The sequence below is a fragment of the Streptomyces sp. NPDC025784 genome (assembly GCF_055558435.1).
On record NZ_JBVHMN010000010.1, the window covers coordinates 352,835 to 373,035 of the forward strand.

General features: G+C 69.8%; 16 protein-coding genes, 1 rRNA gene and 1 riboswitch. Of the genes, 4 read left to right on the top strand and 13 right to left on the bottom strand.

Annotated features, from left to right (window positions below; all coding sequences use genetic code 11):
- Positions 1–92: 92 nt before the first annotated feature.
- A complete protein-coding gene (locus ACZ4IF_RS24115) occupies positions 93–1,856 on the top strand; it encodes a substrate-binding and VWA domain-containing protein (protein WP_467565980.1) in 1,764 nt (587 codons plus the stop codon).
- A gap of 25 nt (positions 1,857–1,881) precedes the next feature.
- Here ACZ4IF_RS24115 and ACZ4IF_RS24120 read toward each other — a convergent pair whose 3' ends face one another.
- Positions 1,882–3,399 carry a glutamate-cysteine ligase family protein gene (locus tag ACZ4IF_RS24120; protein ID WP_467565983.1) on the bottom strand — a complete coding sequence of 506 codons (1,518 nt, stop codon included), beginning with the start codon at positions 3,397–3,399 and terminating at the stop codon, positions 1,882–1,884.
- Between the two features lie 510 nt (positions 3,400–3,909).
- On the opposite strand from ACZ4IF_RS24120, the gene ACZ4IF_RS24125 reads away from it, so the two are divergent.
- Positions 3,910–4,494 carry a hypothetical protein gene (locus tag ACZ4IF_RS24125; RefSeq protein WP_095932903.1) on the top strand — a complete coding sequence of 195 codons (585 nt, stop codon included), beginning with the start codon at positions 3,910–3,912 and terminating at the stop codon, positions 4,492–4,494.
- Between the two features lie 443 nt (positions 4,495–4,937).
- On the top strand, positions 4,938–5,144 hold the full coding sequence (locus tag ACZ4IF_RS24130) for a DUF5999 family protein (protein ID WP_095932904.1): 207 nt from the start codon (positions 4,938–4,940) through the stop codon (positions 5,142–5,144).
- 130 nt (positions 5,145–5,274) lie between these two features.
- Here ACZ4IF_RS24130 and gcvP read toward each other — a convergent pair whose 3' ends face one another.
- Positions 5,275–8,160 (bottom strand): aminomethyl-transferring glycine dehydrogenase, encoded by a 2,886-nt coding sequence (gene gcvP / locus ACZ4IF_RS24135; RefSeq protein ID WP_467565987.1) that lies wholly within the window; start codon positions 8,158–8,160, stop codon positions 5,275–5,277.
- A 174-nt stretch (positions 8,161–8,334) separates the two neighbouring features.
- A riboswitch (glycine riboswitch) is annotated at positions 8,335–8,430 on the bottom strand.
- A gap of 113 nt (positions 8,431–8,543) precedes the next feature.
- On the opposite strand from gcvP, the gene ACZ4IF_RS24140 reads away from it, so the two are divergent.
- A complete protein-coding gene (locus ACZ4IF_RS24140) occupies positions 8,544–8,918 on the top strand; it encodes a PRC-barrel domain-containing protein (RefSeq protein ID WP_467565990.1) in 375 nt (124 codons plus the stop codon).
- On the opposite strand, the gene ACZ4IF_RS24145 is transcribed toward ACZ4IF_RS24140, so the two are convergent.
- The 11 genes from ACZ4IF_RS24145 to rrf all read right to left on the bottom strand — a co-directional run.
- Entirely contained in the window at positions 8,837–10,300 is a 1,464-nt protein-coding gene (locus ACZ4IF_RS24145; RefSeq protein ID WP_467565993.1) for a DNA polymerase IV, read from the bottom strand. The two genes, ACZ4IF_RS24140 and ACZ4IF_RS24145, sit on opposite strands and share 82 nt — an antisense overlap.
- A 103-nt stretch (positions 10,301–10,403) precedes the next feature.
- On the bottom strand, positions 10,404–11,078 hold the full coding sequence (locus tag ACZ4IF_RS24150; RefSeq protein WP_467565996.1) for a MerR family transcriptional regulator: 675 nt from the start codon (positions 11,076–11,078) through the stop codon (positions 10,404–10,406).
- A gap of 241 nt (positions 11,079–11,319) precedes the next feature.
- Positions 11,320–11,793 (bottom strand): bifunctional nuclease family protein, encoded by a 474-nt coding sequence (locus ACZ4IF_RS24155; RefSeq protein ID WP_006123076.1) that lies wholly within the window; start codon positions 11,791–11,793, stop codon positions 11,320–11,322.
- Positions 11,794–11,879: 86 nt separating this feature from the next.
- Complete coding sequence (ftsR, locus tag ACZ4IF_RS24160) at positions 11,880–12,635, bottom strand: transcriptional regulator FtsR (protein ID WP_467565999.1); 756 nt, start codon at positions 12,633–12,635, stop codon at positions 11,880–11,882.
- A 42-nt stretch (positions 12,636–12,677) separates the two neighbouring features.
- Positions 12,678–13,646, bottom strand: a complete 969-nt coding sequence (locus ACZ4IF_RS24165) for an FHA domain-containing protein (RefSeq protein WP_359502835.1) — start codon at positions 13,644–13,646, stop codon at positions 12,678–12,680.
- Positions 13,647–13,707: 61 nt separating this feature from the next.
- On the bottom strand, positions 13,708–14,730 hold the full coding sequence (locus tag ACZ4IF_RS24170) for a DUF881 domain-containing protein (RefSeq protein WP_467566003.1): 1,023 nt from the start codon (positions 14,728–14,730) through the stop codon (positions 13,708–13,710).
- Positions 14,731–15,404: 674 nt separating this feature from the next.
- Complete coding sequence (locus tag ACZ4IF_RS24175; RefSeq protein WP_003988855.1) at positions 15,405–15,737, bottom strand: small basic family protein; 333 nt, start codon at positions 15,735–15,737, stop codon at positions 15,405–15,407.
- Positions 15,734–16,627, bottom strand: coding sequence for a DUF881 domain-containing protein (locus ACZ4IF_RS24180; protein ID WP_467566005.1), 894 nt, complete (start codon positions 16,625–16,627; stop codon positions 15,734–15,736). The genes ACZ4IF_RS24175 and ACZ4IF_RS24180 overlap by 4 nt, the downstream gene beginning before the upstream one ends.
- Before the next feature lie 98 nt (positions 16,628–16,725).
- Positions 16,726–19,221 (bottom strand): sugar phosphate nucleotidyltransferase, encoded by a 2,496-nt coding sequence (locus ACZ4IF_RS24185; RefSeq protein WP_467566008.1) that lies wholly within the window; start codon positions 19,219–19,221, stop codon positions 16,726–16,728.
- Between the two features lie 116 nt (positions 19,222–19,337).
- Entirely contained in the window at positions 19,338–19,946 is a 609-nt protein-coding gene (locus ACZ4IF_RS24190; RefSeq protein WP_345658240.1) for a CDP-alcohol phosphatidyltransferase family protein, read from the bottom strand.
- Positions 19,947–20,114: 168 nt separating this feature from the next.
- Positions 20,115–20,201: ribosomal RNA gene (rrf, locus tag ACZ4IF_RS24195) — 5S ribosomal RNA — on the bottom strand; the annotation flags it as partial.

Here is a 20,201-nt window from a genome sequence, read left to right on the forward strand (position 1 = left end):
CAGGGGACGGACACCGTACGGGGCGTACCTCCCCTTTCCCCTCCTAACGGCCGTTTCGCGGCTCCGGGCTCAACAGGGAGGGCACCACCGTCATGGGACGTCACAGCTTGCCCGACGAGTACGGGGCGGGTGCCGCCGACCCCCGCCCACGCGCGCGCCGCCGCAACGTGGCCATCGCGACGGTGCTGGTCCTCACGGTCGCCGCGGGCACGGCGGCCGCGGTCCGTGGCGGCCTGCTCTCGTTCGGCGGGTCCTGCCAGGACGACGCCGTGCATCTGGAGGTGGCCGCCTCGCCGGACGTGGCGCCCGCCCTGCGGGCCGTCGCCGGGTACGCCCGCAAGAACAACATCACCTCCGACGGCCGCTGCCTCGACGTCGGCGTGAACGCACGCGAGTCGTACAAGGTCGCGGATGCGCTGCGGGCGGGCCGGAAGTCCGGCGTCCAGGCTTGGGTGCCGGACTCGGACGTGTGGGTGCAGCGCGTCGCCGCGGACAGCTCCGCGACGCAGGTGACCAACGCGGGCAACATCGCCTCCACACCCGTCGGCGTCGCCATGGTCCCGTCCGCTGCGAAGTCGCTGGGATGGCCCCGGAAGACGTACACCTGGACCGAGTTGACCGGGGCCGCGATGCAGGACGACCGGCTGAAACTGGGCGCGGCCGATCCGGCGCGCAGCGCGACGGGTCTGCTGGCGCTGACACAGCTCAGCAGTGCCGCGGCGGGTGCCGAGAACGGCGACACCCAGGCGGCCGCCATGGCGAAGGCCCTCTCGCAGCGCACCTCGGACAGCGACAGCCAGGTCCTGGACACGCTCCCGCGTGACTCCTCGGGCACCGAGCAGGGCAATCCGAAGCGCAATCAGGCGCTGATCCTGTCCGAACAAGCGGCGTTCGCGCACAACGCCGCGGCGGACGGCGGCGAGACGCTCGACCTCTTCTACCCCAAGGACGGGGCACCCCGGCTGGACTATCCGTTCGCCCTCGTCGACGCGCCGGAGCTGAGCACCGACGAGAGCCGCGCCGCCCTGCGGTTCATGACCTTGCTGGGCGAGCCGGAACCGCAGCGCATCCTCGCCGAGCACGGGTTCCGCACGGACTCGGAGACCCCCTCCGACGCCCTGGTCGGCAAAGCGGGCGGCAGCCCCGAGCAGCCGTACGCGCAGGCCTCGGCGGAACCCGCGTCGGCGAAGGCGCTCCAAGAGGCACTCGGCATGTGGACGATCACGGTGCAGAGCGCCCGGATCACGACCGTGGTCGACGCGTCCGCCTCCATGTCCGAGCCCGTCCCCGGGACCGACCAGTCCCGGATGGACGTCACCAGGGCCTCCCTGCTGCAGGCCCTCGCCACCTTCACCCCGGAGGACGAGATCGGACTGTGGAAGTTCTCCACCCGTCTCGACGGCGACCGCGACTACCGCGTGCTCGTGCCGACGGAGCGGCTCGGCGACCGCAAGGGCGCCGACACCCAGCGGGACCGGCTCTCGGCCGCCTTCAGCGCCCTCGAACCCGTCCCCGGCGGGGCGACCGGGCTCTACGACACCACGCTCGCCGCGTACAAGGCGGCCGTCTCCGCCTACGCCAAGGGGAAGTTCAACGCCCTGGTCCTCCTGACGGACGGCGTCAACCAGGACCCCGGAAGCATCTCGCGCTCCAGCCTCGTCGACCAGTTGCAACGGCTCACCGACCCGCAGCGGCCGATGCCGCTGATCGCGATCGCGGTGGGCCCCGACGCCGACGGGCAGGAGATGGAGCAGATCGCCAAGGCGACCGGCGGCTCGGGCCATCTGGTCGACGACCCGTCGCAGATCCACTCGGTGATCCTGAAGGCGATCGTGGCGGCGGGCAGCCGAAGCTGACCCGCCCCCTCGGCCGGCCGGCCGATCAGCCGAGCGGTACCGGTTCGGGCAGCCCGACCGGCCAGGTGTGCACCGGCTCGCCGAGATGCATCAGCTCGCCGTAGCGCCGTGTGGTCGCGGCCAGCGCGGCCTCCCGGCTGAGTCCCTTCTCCAGGGCCCGGTGGAAGGTGGCCGCCTGCCACGTCGCTCCGTTGGCGCGCAGCCGGCAGCGGTCCTCGATCACGCCCAGATAGAGGTCGCGGTCCGCGGGTTCGACACCCCAGGCGTCCAGCCCGGCGGCGGCCAGCGGCAGCAGCTCGTCACGGACCAGGTTGACCGCGTCCACCTGGGTCGTCCCGCCGTACCGGCCCCGTCGCGGCCACTCCAGACGGGCGTCGATGCCGTGCCGGCAGGCGGCGTCGAAGTTCACGGCCGCCGACTCGAAGGACAGCCGCGTCCACACGGGCCGCGACTCCTCGGCGAGCGCGCGGACGAGCCCGTAGTAGAAGGCCGCGTTGGCGATCACGTCGACCACGGTGGGGCCGGCGGGCAGGACCCGGTTCTCGACGCGCAGGTGAGGGACGCCGTCGGCGATGCCGTACACGGGCCTGTTCCAGCGGTACACCGTGCCGTTGTGCAGCACGAGTTCGGCGAGCTTGGGGGTGCCGCCGCCGTCCAGGACGGCCAGCGGGTCCTCGTCGTCGCAGATCGGCAGCAGCGGCGGGAAGAAGCGCAGGTTCTCCTCGAACAGCTCGTACGCCGAGGAGATCCACCGCTCGCCGAACCAGGTGCGCGGCCTGACCCCCTGGGCCTGCAACTCGGGCGGCCGGGTGTCCGTGGACTGCTGGAAGAGCGGGGGCCTCGACTCACGCCACAGCTCGTGGCCGAACAGGAAGGGCGAGTTGGCCCCCACGGCGACCTGCGCGGCGGCCACCGCCTGCGCGGCGTTCCACACGTCCGCGAACCGGCCCGGGGTGACCTGGAGATGCAGTTGCACCGAGGTGCAGGCGGCTTCGGGCGCGATGGAACGCGACCTGCACACCAGGCGCTCGATGCCGTCGATGTCCAGGGCGAAGTCCTCTCCCCGGGCGGCCACGATCTGATCGTTGAGCAGCGTGTAACGGTCGACGTCCGACAGATTCGCAAGGACCAGGTGGCGCTGGCCGAGCGTCGGCAGAATGCCGATCATCACGATTCCGGCATCGACCTCTCCCGCTTTTCGGTGCGCGTACGCGAGTGAGGTGCGCAGCTCCTCGGCGAGCCGGTCGAATACCCGGTCACCGAGCCGGTGTGGGGCTATGTTGACTTCCAGGTTGAACATGGCGAGTTCTGTTTGGAAATCGCGGCTCGCAATGCGATCGAGTACTTGCGCATTCATCATTCTCGGCATGCCGTCCGGTCCTGCGAGATTCAACTCGATCTCCAGGCCCATCAGGTTCTTGGGGCGATCGAACCTCTTCTCCTCCAGCAGTCGCTCCAGCACCGTCAGACACTGACGGAGCTTGTCGCGATGGCGCTGGCGATCGGACAGGTCGAACGGCCCTGCCACGACCTTCTCCCCCATCGAAGTGTCCCTCCTCGGATGGGCGGCCGATGCTCCGGCCCCTGGCGTCCCGGGTCACGTGGGATGATGCCCCGGCATCGCCATTCATAACGCCCCGGACGAGCCCACGGACCGCTAGGCTGGAGTCCGGGCCCCGGGCACATTCACGAGGCATGCGGCAATGTGCAAGTTACGGCCCGACATGATCTCGTGAAAAACGCCGACGAGAATCGGCCGACCGCTTCGGCGAAGCCTTCCGAGGTCATCGCGCCGCCCCCGCGCCGAATCGGGATGAACCTCCTCGTCTCATCGACCGAATAGCGCCTTGTTCTTCATATTCGGGACGGCTAGACGAAACACCGTCTGAACACGTGTCGTATAAACTCCGCAAACGAGGCAGAGAATTGGCGCTCGCGGTCGTGGAACCTGTCGGCAGATCCAGACCCCACGCCCCTCTGACCCCGAGAGCTGACAGCGCCGTCCGCCCCCGCCCTCGTGCTGCCATGCCTGTCGAATGAGAGGCGACCCACCATGCCGCTGCATGTCCCCCCGGCTCCCGCGCCCGCCCTTCGCACCGTCCTCACGGCACTCGGTTCCCCCACCGCAGTCCGCGAGGCCCGCACCCCGTCCCTGCGTCTGGCCCAGGGACCCGTCACACCCGAACTCCCGCTGCCCGTCCACGTCCTGGACCGGACCACTCCCGAGGGTGCGCCGGCCACCCGGCTCGCCGGCTGGCGCTTCCTGATCCGCAGCGGCGATCGCGCAGTGGCCGCGGCCGACACCATGCTGACACCCGACGGCTGGGCGTTCTCCCGCTTCTTCGAGGGCCCGTACATCACCGCGACCGAACGCGCCGTGCGTCAGGCCGAGTCCATGCAGCAGCCGTACCAGGCACGCCTGCTGTCCGTGCCCGAGCTGTACATGCTCACGCTCTGGCTGCACGGCGACTGCACCGCGGACGCCGCCACCGGGCTCCCCGCCGCCACCGACCTCCTCGTCCCGCTGGCCCCCGCGCCGCCCGGCATCGCCGCACACCGCCCGCACAGCGTCGCCGAGCTGCTGCCGGTGCTCACCCACCGGCTCACTCCCGCACCGCTGCTCATCACACCCGCGTAGGACCGCGACCGCCCCGCCCGCACGGGCGGACACCCTCGTGAACCTCGCACGACAGGCACCGGCTCCCGTGCCCCGCCGCCGCTCCGCCGGCCGCGGGGCACGCCGCTGCGCACCGCTCGTCCCAAACCGCCTCGCGAGCACGCTCGTCGGTGCTCCACGGCGCTCGTACGAGGCAGGACACGCCCCGCGCCCCGACCGGACTAGCCCTATTCGACCACCCCGAACCACCCGAAGAGACAGTGCAGTTGGGATGAACCGTCCGCACGGGTGATGCGTCATCAACCTGTAAGAAGCGGTGCCGCGAAATCCCTGCGGATTGACGTCCGTAGAGCAACACTGGTTTCCAGACCACACACCAACGGGGGGCGGCCATGAACTCATCGAGCCGCGGGACAGACACCACAGCCATCACTCACATCTCGACCCAGCGAAAGATCCCATCCATGTGCCAGCACCAGCCACCGTGTCCGTCAGCCGAGTCAGCCGACCGGGAGTCCGCCCGCCTCGTGGCGCACCACCCGGAGCAGGGATGGAGCCTGCTGTGCAACGGCGTTCTGCTCTTCGAGGACACCGGTGAGCTCCTGCCCGACGGTCAGATCATCGCCCCGCACCGCCCGCTGGGCAGCGCACAGGTGATGACGGCCGCCTGAGGCAACCACGGGTCGCAGGCACGCGGCCCGGAGACACGAGGGGCCGGCCCGGAGACGTACTCTCCGAACCGGCCCCGACGCATGTCCGTGGGTGACTACTCCTCGTAGCCGCCCGCGTCCGCCGTGTCGATCAGTCCTCGTAGGCGTCGAGCGGTGGGCAGGAGCAGACGAGGTTCCGGTCGCCGTACGCCTGGTCGATGCGGCGCACCGGCGGCCAGTACTTGTCCGCGGCCGAGACACCGGCCGGGAAGACGGCCTCCTCGCGCGAGTACGCGTGGTTCCACTCGCCCCCGAGCGCGGCGGCGGTGTGCGGGGCACCCCGCAGCGGGTTGTCGTCGACCGCCCACTCTCCCGAGCCGACCTTGTCGATCTCCGCGCGAATCGCGATCATCGCGTCGCAGAACCGGTCGAGCTCGCCCAGGTCCTCGGACTCGGTCGGCTCGATCATCAGCGTCCCGGCCACCGGGAACGACATCGTCGGCGCGTGGAAGCCGTAGTCGATCAGACGCTTCGCGATGTCGTCGACGCTCACGCCGGTCGCCTTGGTCAGCGGGCGCAGGTCGATGATGCACTCGTGCGCGACGAGCCCGCCCGGACCGGTGTAGAGCACCGGGTAGTGCGGCTCCAGCCGCTTGGCGATGTAGTTCGCGGACAGCACGGCCACCTGCGTGGCGCGCTTGAGACCCTCACCGCCCATGAGCCGGACGTAGGCCCAGGAGATCGGCAGGATGCCCGCGGAGCCCCACGGAGCGGCCGAGATCGGGCCCACACCGGTCTCCGGACCGGCCGCGGGCTGCAGGGGGTGGTTGGGCAGGTACGGCGCCAGGTGCGCGCGCACGCCGACCGGGCCGACGCCCGGGCCGCCGCCGCCGTGCGGGATGCAGAACGTCTTGTGCAGGTTGAGGTGCGAGACATCACCGCCGAAGTGCCCCGGCTTGGCCAGACCCACCAGCGCGTTGAGGTTGGCACCGTCGACGTAGACCTGACCGCCGGCCTCGTGGACCTGCGCGCAGATGTCGGCGACGTGCTCCTCGAACACTCCGTGCGTCGAGGGGTAGGTGATCATCAGTACGGCGAGTTCGTCGCGGTACTGCTCGATCTTGGCACGCAGGTCCTCGACGTCGACCTCGCCGTCGTCCGCGGTCTTGACGACCACGACCTTCATGCCGGCCATCACGGCGCTCGCGGCGTTGGTGCCGTGCGCGGAGGACGGGATGAGGCAGACGGTGCGCTGCTCGTCGCCGTTGGCCCGGTGATAGCCGCGCACGGCCAGCAGACCGGCCAGCTCGCCCTGCGAACCTGCGTTGGGCTGGAGCGAGACCTTGTCGTACCCGGTGACCTCGGCGAGCCGCTCCTCGAGCTCCGTGATCAGAGTGAGGTAGCCCTGTGCCTGCTCGGCCGGGACGAACGGGTGCAGCTGGCCGAACTCGGGCCAGGTGACCGGCTCCATCTCCGTGGTCGCGTTGAGCTTCATCGTGCAGGAGCCCAGCGGGATCATGCCGCGGTCGAGCGCGTAGTCGCGGTCGGACAGCTTGCGCAGGTAGCGCAGCATCGCGGTCTCGGAGCGGTGCTGGTGGAACACCGGGTGGGTGAGGTAGTCGTCGGTGCGCAGCAACGCGGCCGGCAGGGTGTCCTCGGCCGTGGCGTCCAGCGCCTCGACGTCGCCCTCGACACCGAACGCGGTCCACACGGCGCCGAGCTCGCGGCGCGTGGTGGTCTCGTCACAGGAGATCGACACGTGGTCGGCGTCCGCCTGGTGGAGGTTGACGCCGTGCTCGCGGGCGGCGGCGACGATCTCCGCGGCCCGGCCCGGGACCCGCACGGTCAGCGTGTCGAAGTACGCACCGTGCACGACCTCGACCCCGCCCGCCGTCAGACCCGCGGCGAGCACGGTGGCGTACCGGTGGGTACGTCGCGCGATGGTCCGCAGACCGTCCGGACCGTGGTAGACGGCGTACATGCCGGCCATCACGGCGAGCAGCACCTGAGCGGTGCAGATGTTGCTGGTGGCCTTCTCCCGGCGGATGTGCTGCTCACGCGTCTGCAGGGCGAGGCGGTACGCCTTGTGTCCGTCGGCGTCCACGGACACTCCGACCAGGCGACCGGGCAGGCTGCGGGCGAACTTCTCCTGGACCGCCATGTAGCCGGCGTGCGGACCGCCGAAGCCCATCGGCACACCGAAGCGCTGCGTCGTGCCGACGGCGATGTCGGCGCCGAGGTCGCCCGGCGAGGTGAGCAGGGTCAGGGCGAGGAGGTCGGCGGCCACGGTGACCACGGCGCCGAGCTCGTGGGCCTGGTCGACGACCGCCTTGATGTCGCGTACGGCACCGGAGGCGCCGGGGTACTGGAGCAGCACGCCGTTGATGTCGCGCTCGGCGATCTCGGCCGGGATGCCCTCGCTGAGGTCGGCGACGACGACCTCGACGCCGGTCGGCTCCGCGCGGGTCTCTATGACGGCGACGGTCTGCGGCAGGGCGTCCGCGTCGACCAGGAAGAGGCCCTTCTTGTTCTTGCCCATGCGCCGGGACAGCGCCATCGCCTCGGCGGCGGCGGTGCCCTCGTCGAGCAGCGAGGCGCCCGAGGTCGGCAGCCCGGTCAGCTCGGCGACCACGGTCTGGAAGTTGAGGAGTGCCTCCAGGCGGCCCTGCGAGATCTCCGGCTGGTACGGCGTGTACGCGGTGTACCAGGCCGGGTTCTCCATGACATTGCGCAGGATCACTGGCGGCGTGAAGGTGCCGTAGTAACCGAGGCCGATCATCGAACCGAGCACCTCGTTGCGGTCCGCGAGGGAACGCAGCTCGGCGAGGACCTCCGCCTCGGTACGCGCGCCGGGAAGCTCCAGCGCCTCGGCATTCTTGATCACGTCCGGCACCGCGGCGGCCGTCAGATCGTCGAGCGACCCGTATCCGACGTGGGCGAGCATCTTGGCCCTGGCTTCGAGGTCGGGCCCGATGTGGCGCTGCTCGAAGGGGATTCCCTGCTCGAGCTCGGAGAGCGGAATGCGGTGGGCGGTCATTGCGGAGGCCTCCTGGTCTGACGCGACCTTCGAGGGGCACCCCGGCACGGGTACCCCGACGGCCTCCCCCTCTGTCATCTCAACCTGAGAGCTTCACCGGCCCGTCCGACGTGCCGGTTTTCACCGTCGGTGAGAGCGGAAGCCATTGGCAACCGCCCTGCTTTCCAGAGTGACCTCGTCCGTGCGGTACGTGAGCCTGAGAGATTCCGGGGAGGATTTGCTCCTTCGGCGCCTCCGATGAAGTCTGGAGGACTCTCCCGCACGGGGTCAGCAGCCGCTGTCAGCCTACCAGCGAGGACAAGACACGATCCTTCGAGTGGCCGCCTGCCTGAATCTGCTCTTTTGTAGTGCTTACGGATGAGTTGCGACCAAGTGGAGGGCCCGTGCAGACCGACATCGATCCGCGCAACCTGATCGGCCGCAAGGCGTTCGACCGCAATGGCACCAAGATCGGCACGATCGACGAGGTGTACCTCGACGACGCGACCGGCGTACCGGAGTGGGCGGCCATACGCACAGGCCTCTTCAGCAGGGACGCTTTCGTGCCCCTTGAGCCCAGTGAACTCGTGGAAGGGGCCCTGCGCATCCCCTTCGACCGGGCTCTGATCAAGGACGCTCCCGACTTCGGCGTGGGCCGGCACCTCTCGCCCGAGCAGGAGCTCCAGCTCTACCACCACTACGGACTCGACGTGGCGGCCCCCTCCCCGCCTCCGCCGGACCGTGACTTCGGCAAGATCGCGGGCTCGGACGAGCCCTGACCCGGATGCTCCAACGCGTCCGGGGAAACCACCGGAACGACCAGGGGCAGCGGATCGGCCGGCTCCAGCTCGGGGTCGTCGGTCCGGAACGTCTTGACCCGCCCCGGCGCGGAGTAGGGCGTCTCGAACCGCACCGTGACCCGCCCCAGGCCGCTGCCCTGGACCCAGCCGTGCCCGTGCTCGGCATGCCGCACGTCGTGCCCGGCGGGCCACCGGCGCTCGGCGGGCGCCTCCGATGACGCCCCGGAGTCGCGCGAGCCCTCGTCGGCGGGGTGCTCCTGGCCGGGGGGCTCCTCCGCCGCGGCATGGGCCTGCGCCTGCGCGAACAGGTCCTCCTGCGTGTAGTCCGCGAGCCCTGAGACTCCGACCCCCAGCAGCCGCACCCCACCGGTCGTGTCCACGGCCTCCAGGAGCCGCGCGGCGGCCTCCCGCACGACCGCCGGATCGTCCGTGGGCCCCCGCAGCGTCTCGGACCGGGTGAGCGTCGAGAAGTCGTACCTCCGCACCTTCAGGACGATGGTCCGCCCCGACAGTCCCGCCCCGCGCAACCGCTGCACGCACCGGTCGGCGAGCCGCTGCACCTCCAGACCGACCCGCGTGCGGTCGTGGATGTCCACGTCATAGGTGTCCTCGACCGAGACGGACTTCGTCTCCCGCTCGGCGACCACGGGCCGCTCGTCGTGCGCCAGCGCCATCGCGTACAGCGCGTGTCCGTGCGCCTTCCCCAGCAGCCGTACGAGCTCGTCCTCGCCGGCCTCGGCGATCTCCTCGACCGTGGTGATCCCCGCACGCCGCAGATGGTCCCCGGTCGCGGGACCCACGCCGGGCAGCGTCCGCACCGACATCGGCCCCAGCAGCGCCCGCTCGGTGCCGGGCTCTATCAGGACCAGTCCGTCGGGCTTGGCCTGCTCCGAGGCGATCTTCGCGAGCATCTTGGACGCGGCGAGGCCCACCGATCCCGTGAGTCCCGTGACGGCACGGATGTCCGCGCGCAGCTTCACCCCGGCGAGCCGTGCCGAGCCCTCGTCCCAGGCCGCGCCCCCCGCCTCCAGGTCCACGAAGGCCTCGTCCAGGCTCAGCGGCTCCACCAGGGGCGACAGGGCCCGCAGCAGCGCCATCACCTGCTCGCTGACCTCCTTGTAGAGGCTGAAGCGGGGCACGAGATACGCGGCGTTGGGTGCCAGGCGCCGGGCCTGGGCCATGGGCATCGCCGAGTGGACACCGAAGACCCGGGCCTCGTACGACGCGGTGGCGACGACACCGCGCGGTCCGAGCCCGCCCACGACGACCGCTTTTCCGCGCAGGCTCGGCTTGGACGCCTGTTCCGCCGAGGCGAAGAAGGCATCCATGTCGAGATGCAGGATCGTGGGCGCGGTTCTCACATGTCCGATGCTGCACCACGCCACTGACAATGCCCCTGCGCGGCCCGCCGCCCACAGGACGGCCCGCGAAGCAGCACGCCCCTCGCGGCGACCGCCCAGAAGGTCACACAGCCCGGTTGCGCCGCCGTGCCAGCTCGTCCGCGGGGTTGTGCCCGACGAGCGTCTCGCCGGTGTCCACACGCTCTCCGTGCAGCTGCGACAGGGCGCCCTCGACGTCCCGCCACACCACTCCCACGGCGATCCCGAAGACCCCCTGGCCGCCCTGGAGCAGCGCGTGGACTTCGTCGGGCGAGGTGCACTCGTAGACGGTCGCGCCGTCGCTCATCAGCGTCATCCGCTCCAGGTCCCGGAAGCCGCGCTCCCTGAGGTGCTGGACCGTGGTGCGGATGTTCTGCAGCGAGACACCTGTGTCGAGGAAGCGCTTGACGATCTTCAGGACGACGACGTCACGGAAGCTGTAGAGCCGCTGCGTCCCGGATCCGTAGGCGGGCCGCACGCTCGGCTCGACGAGCCCGGTCCTCGCCCAGTAGTCCAGTTGCCGGTAGGTGATGCCCGCGGCGGCACATGCCGTGGGACCGCGGTAGCCGATCTCCTGGGAAACGGCCCCTCCCTCGTCCGGCACCGCCGCCGGCCGCATCGGAGCGTGCTCGTCCGTGCTGCCGTGGTCGGGGTACCCCCTGCTCGAGCGGAGCCGAGCGCTGGTGGGAGGGTACGGACCGCTCTCCCCCAGACCGTGTCCGGGGGCACCCCCAGCCGTACCGTCGCCGCTGTTTCTCACGCCGACCTCCGTCCTTGACCTGCCTTCTCGACGGTAGGCAGTCACCACGGGTGCGTCAACGATCGCCACACTCGGCACGCCGAGTGATAATCACCCTAAGAGTGGTTTCTCGTGCCCCACCGCGGGGAAAGGCTAGCCGAATGCTCGCGGTCCGGGCCGCGGCGCACCACACTCGCCGCGGGCAATTGCCGCCGGAACCGGCGCGCCTGCGCGCGCACCGCCGATGGGCGGTGGCGGGGCCTCACTGGCTGTTGGTGCCGAAGTCCTCGGGCGAGATCTGGTCGAGGAACTCGCGGAACTTCTCCACCTCGTCCTCCTGCTCGTCCGGGATCGCGATGCCGGCGTCGTCGAGCACGCCGTCGCTGCCGTAGATCGGCGTTCCGGTGCGCAGCGCCAGAGCTATGGCGTCGGACGGCCGTGCGCTGACCTCGACCCCGCTGGCGAAGACCAGCTCCGCGTAGAAGACGCCCTCACGCAGGTCCGTGATGCGTACCTCGGTGAGCTCCTGACCCACGGCCTCCAGCACGTCCTTGAACAGGTCGTGGGTCAGCGGTCGTGCGGGGGCCATGCCCTGCTGGGCGAAGGCGATCGCGGTCGCCTCCCCCGGTCCGATCCAGATGGGGAGGTACCGGTCGCCTCCCACTTCACGCAGAAGCACGATCGGTTGGTTGGAGGGCATTTCGACCCGGACACCTACGACATCGAGCTCGTTCACACAGCAACCCTAGGCCGTGCCCGGGACGTTTGGGTAGTCGGGCACAGAACGGGTGGACGATCCGGAGCCCCGGCCGGCGCCCCGGTTCAGGGCAGGCGTACGCCCAGCGCGGTCTGCACGAGCGCCGCGTGCAGCTTCACCGTGAGCCCCGCCAGCTCCTTGGTACGGGCCTCCGCGTGCGCCCGCGTCTGCGGGTTGCGATGGCGCCGCAGCGGGGCCACCACCTGGTCCACGAGCCCTGCGTCACGTTCCGCGGCGGCCTTCATCGCGCGCAGGTGGCGTGGCTCGATCCCGAACCGGCCCAGCTCGACGACGAGCGTCGCGACGGTCACCGCCTCGGCGTCGTACACGTCGTCCGCCAGCGGTGCGATCAGTCCGTACGACTCCCACTCCGCCAGGTCCCGCTCGTCGATCTCCGCGGCGGCCAGCAGCTCGGCACGGCCCACACGGGCCGCCGTGGGCGCGTCGGGCTCGCCCAGGAAGTCGCCCAGGGGTTCGCCGTCCCCCGCGTCGCGCTGACGGCCCACGGACGGCAGACGCACGGGCTCACCGCGTTCCAGGGCCTCCAGGTGCTCGCGGATCACCTTGAGGGGCAGATAGTGGTCCCGCTGCATCCTCAGGACATGACCGAGGCGCTCGACGTCGTGGGCACTGAACTTGCGGTACCCCGAGGGGGTCCGCCGCGGCTCGACGAGCCCCTCCGACTCCAGGAACCTGATCTTGGAGATGGTGACTTCGGGGAACTCGTCGCGCAGTGCGTTCAGCACCACGCCGATGCTCATCAGCCCACTCTCCGTGGCGGCGGTACCGCTGCCGGCACCGCCGCTCGGTGTTTGAAGCATGGACCTTCCCTGGGGTCCCCCCTGACGGAGTCTGGGGGAGGGTCAGATGGCCCGCTGGCTCGCGTAGAAGACCAGCCGGTACTTGCCGATCTGCACCTCGTCGCCGTTCGCCAGAGCGACCTGGTCGATCCGCTCGCGGTTGACGTACGTGCCGTTCAGGCTGCCGACGTCGGCCACCGTGAACGAGCCGTCCGCCGCGCGACGGAACTCCACGTGACGACGCGACACCGTCACGTCGTCCAGGAAGATGTCGCTCTGCGGATGACGCCCCGCCGTGGTCAGCTCGCCGTCCAGCAGGAAGCGGCTGCCCGAGTTCGGACCGCGGCGCACCACCAGGAGCGCCGAGCCGAGCGGCAGCGCGTCGACGGCCGCCTGCGCCTCCGGGGAGAGCATCGGCGACGGCGTCTGACCCGTCACCTCGGCGTCGTAGGCCTCGATGCCGGAGATGGAGATCGTGGACGTCGTCTCGGACGGACGCTCGGCGCCGCCCCGCAGCGGCGCACCGCAGTTGGAACAGAACCGGCTGTTCTCGGCGTTGCGGTTACCGCACCTCGTACACACCAGGGCCATGGACGGATCCTCCTGCCGCGGCTGCCCACCGGGGGCATGGGACGCATACGGGCCGGAGGCAAACCCTCCACCCGCACTTGAGGTTGACGGATCCCCGAAACCTATGCGGCCGGACTGGGCAGGGTCAACAGACGGCGCGCCCTGACCACCGGAAATGTCACCACCCGGACCAGCGACCTGGTCACGGAACAGCGGGCGGTCGCCGCCGTGGGCCTCCGCGTCTCCCTGGCGCGGTGCACGGTGCCGGGCGGTGGCGTTGTCACCGCTGCCCTCTCGCGCGCTCTTGCCGAACAACTTCGCAAACAACTTCACGGGCGATTCCCCTTGACCGAAACAGACCCGCCCGTGGGGCAGGACGAACCCTGATTGAACACACCGGTCGACCCGGACATCCTCACAACGTCCGTATCCACCAGACAGTTTCCACCACGCACCACCCAATCGGTGCGCCGACCCCCCGCAACCTCATGCCCTCGCCGGACGACCCTCATGCGACCCCGGCTCACTGGGAGGACGACCGAGCGTAGTCAGGCCGCTTCGCCGGTCGCAAGGCGTCCACCACGATCTTGGTCGCACGGTCCACCGTCACGGTGGCCTGCTCCTTCTCCAGTGTCTGCACCACACCTCCGGGGATGTTCAGCGCCGGCTCCAGGTCCTGCGGCTTGCCGATGACCTTGAAACGATAGGGCTGGGCGATCTTGTTCCCGTCGACCTTCACTCCGCCGCCGGAATCGCTCAGGAAGGTGTTGGCGACCACACGTACGCCGTTCACCTGGATCGCCTCCGCGCCGGCCGCGCGCAGCTCTTGGACCGCGTCGAGCAGCATGTCCGCCTTGACCGTCCCTTTCGCGTCGTCGATCGTCACGGTGATGCCGGGCCCCTGCGCCGCCACGGTGCCCGCCAGAATGCCGAGTTGCTTCTCCTTCTCGACCGTCTGCTTGCGGGCCTCCTCGGCCTGGTTCGAGCTGTTCTTCAGCTCGGTGCGCTGATCCTCGAGACCCTGCTTCTCGTCCTCAAGACGCTGAGTTCGGTTGTCGAGTTCATCGAGGATGCGTACGAGATCTTCCTGACGTGCTCCGCGCAGGGCGCTGCCGCTGTCGCTGTTGGAGGCGACCTGGACGGCAAGACCGAATCCAAGGCCGAACAGCAGCAGGGCGACGATGAGTTGGGCACGCGAGACACGCGGCGGCCACAGTCCGTCGACCAGACGCTGACGTCCGGTCATCGAAGGCCCTGCGTCCTCTTCATCCTGATGTGAACCGGAATTTCCGGAACGAGCCGCGGCGGGTACTTCTTGCGGAAGTTCCTTGCGCAGCCGGTTCTCCGGAGCACCGGGCGGCTGGACGTTGCGCGGGGGCTCGGAGCTCCTGGACGGCTGCGGGCCCTCGAAGGGCCGGACGGACTGCGGCGGCCGCGCCGACTGCGACTGCTGCGACGGACGCGACTGCTGGGCTGGGCGGGACTGCTGCGCCGGGCCCGGCCGCTGCTCAGGGCGCGGCTGCTGCGCGGGACCCGGCTGCTGCATGCCCTGAGCCGGCCGACCCGGGTGCGCGGGCCGGCCACCCTGTCCCGGCTGCACCGGGCGCCCGGGCTGAGCGCCCTGAGGGGGGCGGACCGGCTGCGACTGCCTCGGACCCTGACCCGGCCCTCCCGGCTGCTGCGGCTGGGCGCCCTGCGTCGGTCGCGCGGAGTACGGCGGCCGAGCGCCCTGCGTCGGTCGCGCGGAGTACGGCGGCCGAGCGCCCTGCGTCGGTTCCGCGGGCTGCGGCGGCTCGGCGTCCTCGGGCAGCCGGAAGTGCTGGGAAGGCCGAACAGGATGCGTCGGCTGAGGAGGCCGGGGCGATTGGGGTGTCCGGGGCTGCTGGGGTGTCCGGGGCTGCTGGGGAGCCTGAGGCGGCGTGGGGCTCTCTGCCGGCCTCCGGTCCTCCGCGCGCCCCTCGTTCCCGGAGGAAGCCTGGTTCTCGGAGGAAGCGGAGTCCTGGGCAGGCCTCCGCCCCTCGGCAGACCTGGGGTCCGCGGCAGAGGAGGTGTCCGCGGCGGGCCTGCGCTCCTCGGCAGACCGGGGGTTGGCGGCGGACCTGCGCTCCTCGGCCGGTGTCCGGCCCTCGACGGGCCGCTCGCTCTCGGAGGGCCTCGGGTTCCCCGGAGCCTGGGGGTCCTCGGAGGTCTGGGGGTTCTCGTCCTCGTTGCTCATCGGCCTCACGCCCGGAACACGTGCCGACGGATCGCCGCGGCGTTGGAGAAGATGCGGATTCCGAGGACGACCACGACACCCGTGGAGAGCTGCGCGCCGACACCCAACTTGTCGCCCAGGAAGACGATCAGCGCGGCCACGACCACGTTCGACAGGAACGACACCACGAAGACCTTGTCGTCGAAGATCCCGTCGAGCATCGCCCGCAGACCGCCGAACACGGCGTCTAGCGCCGCCACGACGGCGATCGGGAGGTAAGGCTCGACGACCGCCGGAACCTCGGGCCGGACCAACAGTCCAGCCACGACTCCCACGACGAGGCCCAGTACGGCGATCACGATGTGCCCTTCTCTGTGCTCGGCTCTGCTGTACGTACGATCACACTCGGTGCGGCGGACAACCGGATGTCGTCCTCGACGGAAATGCCGGTCCGGATGCCGTAGTTCTCCTGCAGCGCATGCAGATACAACCCGTCGGCGCTGTTCTGGAACCTGGTGCTGAGGCGCTTGCCGTCCCCCACCGCGAGCACCGTGTACGGCGGCACCAGCGGCTTGTTGTCGACCAGTATCGCGTCTCCCGCGGCACGGATCGCCGACAGGGCTGTCAGACGCTGTCCGTTGATGGCGATGGCCTCCGCGCCCGACTCCCACAGGCCGTTGACGATGCGCTGCATGTCACGGTCGCGGACGCGCCCGGTGTCGGAGAACCCGGAGGTCTCCCGCGGGTTCCCGCCGCCCCCCGTACTGGCTTCCTTGGCGTCGTTCACGACGAGCTTCACGCCGGGGCCGTGCACATCGGTCGCGCCCGACAGGATGCTCACCAGGTCGGCCTGGTCACCGCCGCTCTTCTTGAGCGCCTCACGCTGCCGGGCGTTCACGTCGGCCCGCAGGGAGTCGACGGTGCTCTCCAGCTTGTCCGCGGTCTTGGTCTCGCGTTCGACCCGGTCGATGAGCTCCTGACGTTCCTTGGCGACGACCGGGGCGGCTATGCGCGCGTTCGCCGCGCCCACGGTGACCACGAGGGCCGCGAGGACGAGGCCGGCGGCGAGCCCCAGCTTCGCCCGGACCGTCTTCGGCATGCCGCCGGCGCCCTCGGCCTGCTTGCGGGCGGCCGCCTCGGCGTATCCGTCGTCGAGGCTGTGGTCCATGACGTTGGTGAGCAGCGACATGGAGGCGTCCGGGCGCGAGGGGCGTGGAGCGCTGCTCCGAACGGGGGGCTGCTGCGGCATGCCGCACATCGTCGCACGTCGCGGGTGCTACCTCCGAATGGCCCCACCGACGTGCCGGACAGGCACCCTTGGGGGCACTTGTCCGGCACGCACGCGTGCTACCGGCCGGCGCTGTCCACGACCGCCGCCCACTCGTCGAGCAGAGCCTCCGCGGAGGCGTCGTCCGGGCCCTCGGCCCACAGATGGGTGACGGCCTCGGCGGGGTCCGGGAGCACCATCACCCAGCGCCCGTCGGTCTCCACGACCCGCACGCCGTCGGTGGTGTCCACGAACCGGTCTCCGGCCTCCTCCACGACACGGCGCATCACGAGGCCCTTGACGGCCCAGGGAGTCGCCAGGTCACGCTTGAGGACGTGCGCCCGCGGAATCCGCGCGTCGATCTGGCTGAGGGTGAGCTGGGTCCGTGCCACGAGCCCGATGAGCCGCACGAAGGCGGCCGCGCCGTCGAACACGCTGCTGAACTCGGGGATGATGAAGCCGCCGCGTCCGTCGCCGCCGAAGATCGTCGACTCTTCGCCGCCGACGCGTGTCAGGTCGTCGGGCGACGTGGTCGTCCACTCCACCTGCGTGCCGTGGTACGCGGCCACCTGCTCGGCGATCCGCGTGGTCGTCACCGGGAGCGCCACCCGCCCGCTGCGCCGTTCCGCGGCGACCAGGTCGAGCAGGACCAGCAGGGCGCGGTCGTCCTCGACGATCCGCCCCTTCTCGTCGACGAGGGAGAGCCGCTCGCCCACCGGGTCGAAGCGCACCCCGAAGGCGGCGCGGGCCGACGCGACGATCTCGCCGAGGCGTACCAGCCCGGCCCGCCGGGTGTCCGCCGTCTCCGTGGGCCTGGACTCGTCGAGACCGGGGTTGATGGTCAGCGAGTCGACCCCGAGCTTGCCGAGGAGGCTGGGCAGCACCAGCCCGGCGCTGCCGTTCGAGGCGTCCACGACGACCTTCAACCCGGATTCCGCGATCCCGGTGGTGTCGACGTTCCTCAGCAGTGATCCGGTGTACGAGTCGAAGACGCTGGCCGGGAAGTGCAGGTCGCCGATCTCACCGGGGAACGCACGCCGGTACTCCTGTCGTGCGAAGACCCGGTCCAGCTTGCGTTGTCCGCCCTGCGACAGGTCTGCGCCCTGTCCGTCGAAGAACATGATGTCGACGGAGTCCGGCACCCCCGGTGTGGTGCGGATCATGATGCCGCCGGCACTGCCCCTGGCGGTCTGCTGCCGGGCCACCGGCAGCGGCACGTTCTCCAGGTCGCGTACGTCGATGGCGCTGGCCTGGAGTGCGGAGATCACCGCTCGTTTCAGTGCTCGCGCGCCGCGGGAGTGGTCACGGGCCGTCGTGACCGTGGAGCCCTTCTTCAGGGTCGTCGCGTAGGCGCCGGCGAGCCGCACGGCGAGTTCCGGAGTGATCTCCACGTTCAGGATTCCGGTGACCCCTCGGGCGCCGAAGAGATGCGCCTGGCCCCGGGACTCCCAGATCACCGAGGTGTTGACGAAGGCGCCGGCCTCGATGGTCTTGAACGGGTAGACGCGGACGTTGCCCTGGATGATCGATTCTTCGCCTACGAGGCACTCGTCGCCGATGACGGCGCCGTCCTCGATCCGCGCGGCCCGCATGATGTCGGTGTTCTTGCCGACGACGCAGCCGCGCAGGTTGCTGTGCTGACCGATGTACACGTTGTCGTGCACGACGGCCCGGTGGAGGAAGGCTCCGCTCTTGACGACGACGTTGGAGCCGACCACGGTGTGTTCGCGGATTTCGGCGTTCGCTTCGACCTTGGCGTAGTCACCGATGTAGAGCGGTCCCCGCAGTACGGCGTCGGGGTGCACCTCCGCGCCCTCGGCGACCCATACTCCGGGGGAGATCTCGAAGCCGTCGAGTTCGACCTCGACCTTGCCTTCCAGGACGTCGGCCTGCGCCTTCACGTAGCTCTCGTGGGTGCCGACGTCCTCCCAGTAGCCCTCGGCGATATAGCCGTAGATGGGCTTGCCTTCCTTCATCAGCTGCGGGAAGACGTCACCGGACCAGTCGACCGGCACATCGGCCTCGACGTAGTCGAAGACTTCGGGCTCCATGACGTAGATGCCCGTGTTCACGGTGTCGGAGAAGACCTGGCCCCAGGTCGGCTTCTCCAGGAAGCGCTCGACCTTGCCCTCTTCGTCCACGATGGTGATGCCGAATTCCAGCGGATTCGGTACGCGCGTCAGGCAGACCGTGACGAGCGCGCCCTTTTCCTTGTGGAAATTGATGAGCTCCGTGAGATCGAAGTCGGTCAGCGCGTCACCGGAGATCACGAGGAAAGCGTCGTCCTTCAGCGCCTCTTCGGCGTTCTTGACGCTCCCGGCAGTACCGAGTGGCTTCTCCTCATTGGCATAAGTGAGCTCCATGCCGAGCTCTTCGCCGTCGCCGAAGTAGTTCTTGACGAGTGATGCCAGGAACTGAACGGTAACGACGGTCTCGCTGAGCCCATGCCTTTTCAGCAGCCTGAGCACATGCTCCATGATCGGGCGATTCGCCACAGGCAGGAGCGGCTTGGGCATACTCGAGGTCATGGGGCGAAGGCGTGTGCCCTCGCCTCCGGCCATCACGACGGCCTTCATGTCGGAAGCGTCCTCCTTGAAGAGACGACGGTCTAGCCGACTTCACCCGTCCAGATTGTCCCGCAGATTTCGAGCGCGGGCCATCGGAGCGTCTTCGCTACCGAGTCGGGCCGAGCTCAATCGGCCATGGCGTCCGCCCTGACAAGCCGGCGGACCTGTACCACGTAGAGGACTCCTGCCCACCAGTACAGGGTTGTACCCCATCCTGCGAACGCCCATCCGAAAACGGCGGCGAGTGACGCGATCCATCCGCTTCCATCACTCAGCAACAGCAACGGGAAGGCGTACATCAGGTTGAACGTGGCCGCCTTGCCGAGGAAGTTCACCTGCGGCGGCGGATAGCCGTGCCGGCGGAGGATGCCCACCATCACCAGGAGAACCAGCTCACGTGCCAGAAGTGCGGCCGTCAACCAGAGTGGGAGAATCTCGCGCCAGGTGAGACCGACGAGGGTGGACAGAATGTACAGCCTGTCGGCGGCGGGATCGAGCAGCCGGCCGAGACTGCTGATCTGGTTCCAGCGACGTGCGAGCTTGCCGTCGAGATAGTCGCTGATACCGCTCAGCATGAGCACGAGCAGCGCCCAGCCGTCGCTCTTGGGGCCGCCGAACTCCGGCCTGAGGATCAGCCACAGGAAGACGGGTACGCCGACCAGGCGTGCCATGCTGAGGATGTTCGGGATGGTGAGGACCCGGTCCGTCTGGACACGGGTCTCCTGGACCTCCACCCGGGGGCCTCCTGTGGGAAAAATGAGCCGATGATGCCCCCTGACCATACCCGCAGCCTTCGAGCAGCGGTGCGGAGGGGGGTGGAGCGCCACCGACGGAGGCACTCCACAACGCAAAAAAGCTCCGGCTCTCGGGCTTTGTGCCCAAGAGCCGGAGCTCCAATATTAGTTCGGCGGCGTCCTACTCTCCCACAGGGTCCCCCCTGCAGTACCATCGGCGCTGTAAGGCTTAGCTTCCGGGTTCGGAATGTAACC

Bases quoted from the DNA above. Each gene is read 5' to 3' on its own strand.
- ACZ4IF_RS24115 (WP_467565980.1), top strand. From the start codon at position 93: ATGGGACGTCACAGCTTGCCCGACGAGTACGGGGCGGGTGCCGCCGAC.
- ACZ4IF_RS24120 (WP_467565983.1), bottom strand. From the start codon at position 3,399: ATGGGGGAGAAGGTCGTGGCAGGGCCGTTCGACCTGTCCGATCGCCAG.
- ACZ4IF_RS24125 (WP_095932903.1), top strand. From the start codon at position 3,910: ATGCCGCTGCATGTCCCCCCGGCTCCCGCGCCCGCCCTTCGCACCGTC.
- ACZ4IF_RS24130 (WP_095932904.1), top strand. From the start codon at position 4,938: ATGTGCCAGCACCAGCCACCGTGTCCGTCAGCCGAGTCAGCCGACCGG.
- gcvP (WP_467565987.1), bottom strand. From the start codon at position 8,160: ATGACCGCCCACCGCATTCCGCTCTCCGAGCTCGAGCAGGGAATCCCC.
- ftsR (WP_467565999.1), bottom strand. From the start codon at position 12,635: ATGCTTCAAACACCGAGCGGCGGTGCCGGCAGCGGTACCGCCGCCACG.
- ACZ4IF_RS24170 (WP_467566003.1), bottom strand. From the start codon at position 14,730: ATGCAGCAGCCGGGTCCCGCGCAGCAGCCGCGCCCTGAGCAGCGGCCG.
- ACZ4IF_RS24180 (WP_467566005.1), bottom strand. From the start codon at position 16,627: ATGCCGCAGCAGCCCCCCGTTCGGAGCAGCGCTCCACGCCCCTCGCGC.
- ACZ4IF_RS24185 (WP_467566008.1), bottom strand. From the start codon at position 19,221: ATGAAGGCCGTCGTGATGGCCGGAGGCGAGGGCACACGCCTTCGCCCC.